This window comes from Streptomyces sp. NPDC058274 (genome assembly GCF_042881375.1).
Classification (GTDB): Bacteria; Actinomycetota; Actinomycetes; order Streptomycetales; family Streptomycetaceae; genus Streptomyces.
The window spans coordinates 1-1867 of the sequence record NZ_JBHVXW010000043.1 but is presented as its reverse complement, the minus strand read 5'-3'; the positions used below and the strand labels follow the sequence as shown (position 1 = coordinate 1867).

Here is a 1867-nt window from a genome sequence, read left to right as displayed (position 1 = left end):
CGTCCTGCTCGTGGACGTCTACGACGGGGCCCAGCAGCAGTTCCTCGAGGCGTACGACGAGATGTGCAACCAGGTGGCTTCCGTCCCCGGGCATGCCCGCGCCGCCGCCGTTCTGCGCGGCGACTACCGCCACCATCAAGCCTCCCGGGCCCAGGCCGCCCGTCGGCACAACGCTGCCACCGCAAGTGATCTCGTCGAGGTCGAACAACGCCAACTCGACTCCTATGACCGCATGTTCACCCTCATCGAGGGCGGCGGCCAGGCCGATGATCCGGAGGTCTCCTGATGCCCATCACCAAGACCACCGCCCCTGCGCGGCCCAGGACCGGCCGTCAGACCGCCGCCGACCTGTCCTTCCTGACTCGGGCGATGAAGGCCCCGGCCCTGCTGGACTCCGCCGAACGCCTGGACGAGAGAGCGAGTGTGATCGTCACGAGCAACAAACCCTTCGGACGCTGGGGCGAGGTCTTCGGCGACGAGACCGTGGCCGCCGCCATGATCGACCGCCTCGTCCACCACGCCGAGGTCCACTCCCTCAAAGGCGACTCCTACCGCATGCGCGGACGCCAACTCGGACGCGTCCCACCGCCACACACGACACCGACTGAACACCGGCAACCAGACCCGGTGGGTCAGAACTCGACCGCCCACACCGGGTCAGGACTCAACCGCCGCCGACACCGCGACCGCTCCCCAAGATCTGTGCCAGAACCGAGATCCGACAGCGCATGCAGGTGAGTTTCGACAGCACTTGGTGATCGGCCGGTGGAGGAATGTCGGCCAGTTTGGCAGCATCAAAGCTCCGCTCGGTCCGCTCGCCTGGTGCGATGATCACCCTCGTGTCTTCGCTGCGCGGGGTGGAGTGGGAGGACGAGAAGACGTGGATGTGTATGAAGCCGTGGACAGTCGCCGGGCTGTGAGGGCGTTCAGCGATGAGCCGATACCCAAAGAGGTACTCGAACGAGTGCTGGCTGCAGCAACGCGGGCTCCGTCGAGTGGGAACCTCCAGCCGTGGCACGTGTACGTCGTGACCGGCGAGCCCTTGGCCGAACTGAAGAGGCGCGCGTCGGCCAGAGCGCTGACGGGCGACCCGGGTGACGAACGGGAGTATCCGATGTACCCGGCCGGACTGGCCTCGCCGTATCTGGACCGCTTCGCCGCCGCGGCCACCCAGCGGTACAAAGCGCTGGGCATCGAGCGCGACGACCCCGACAGACCCATGAAGATCGCCGCCTTGAACTCGGAGGCGTTCGGGGCGCCGGTCGTGCTGTTCTGCTATCTCGACCGGACGATGGGGCCCGGGCAGTGGGGGGACGCGGGGATGTATTTGCAGACGGTCATGCTGTTGCTGAGGGCAGAAGGGCTGCACAGCTGCCCCCAGGTGATGTGGACGATGTATCGCGAGACCGTCAGCCAGATGGTCGGAGCCGATGACGGGCTCGTGCTGTTCTGCGGCGTCTCGGTGGGATTTGAGAAGGAAGGCATGCCACAACTGCGCACCGAGCGGGCAGACATGACAGAGACAGTGAGCTTCATCGGAGTGTGACCGGCTGGCCGTTGGTCCTCACAACAAACCGGTCGTCAGTCCGTGTTGCTCCGCTCATTGCGGGCTCGGGTTTGAGCAACACCACCTGCGCACCCGGCAGACTCCGGTGCAGGTAGTGGTCGCCCTCCCCCGGAGGCAGCTGGCCCCTGATCGCTCCGCTGCCCTCGCGTCATCGCCAACGGGTCAGTCACTCATAGCCGTAGGTCACCGCCTTCCCTGGTCTCTTCCGGGACATCGGACAGGCGGCTGCCGCCGCACCCTGCCGGCCGACCGTCTTTTCCCAGTGGCGCTGCCCGGAGTCCGGCACCGTGGGTGCCGGAC

2 protein-coding genes and 1 pseudogene are annotated in these 1867 nt (G+C 66.7%); all 3 read left to right on the top strand.

Annotated features, from left to right (window positions below):
• Window positions 1-286: pseudogene (locus tag ACFVYF_RS37800) on the top strand (hypothetical protein); the annotation flags it as partial.
• Window positions 286-738, top strand: coding sequence for an ATP-binding protein (locus ACFVYF_RS37795; protein WP_389462583.1), 453 nt, complete (start codon window positions 286-288; stop codon window positions 736-738). The pseudogene ACFVYF_RS37800 and the gene ACFVYF_RS37795, both read left to right, overlap by 1 nt.
• Before the next feature lie 142 nt (window positions 739-880).
• On the top strand, window positions 881-1546 hold the full coding sequence (locus ACFVYF_RS37790; RefSeq protein ID WP_389462582.1) for a nitroreductase: 666 nt from the start codon (window positions 881-883) through the stop codon (window positions 1544-1546).
• Window positions 1547-1867 lie beyond the last annotated feature (321 nt).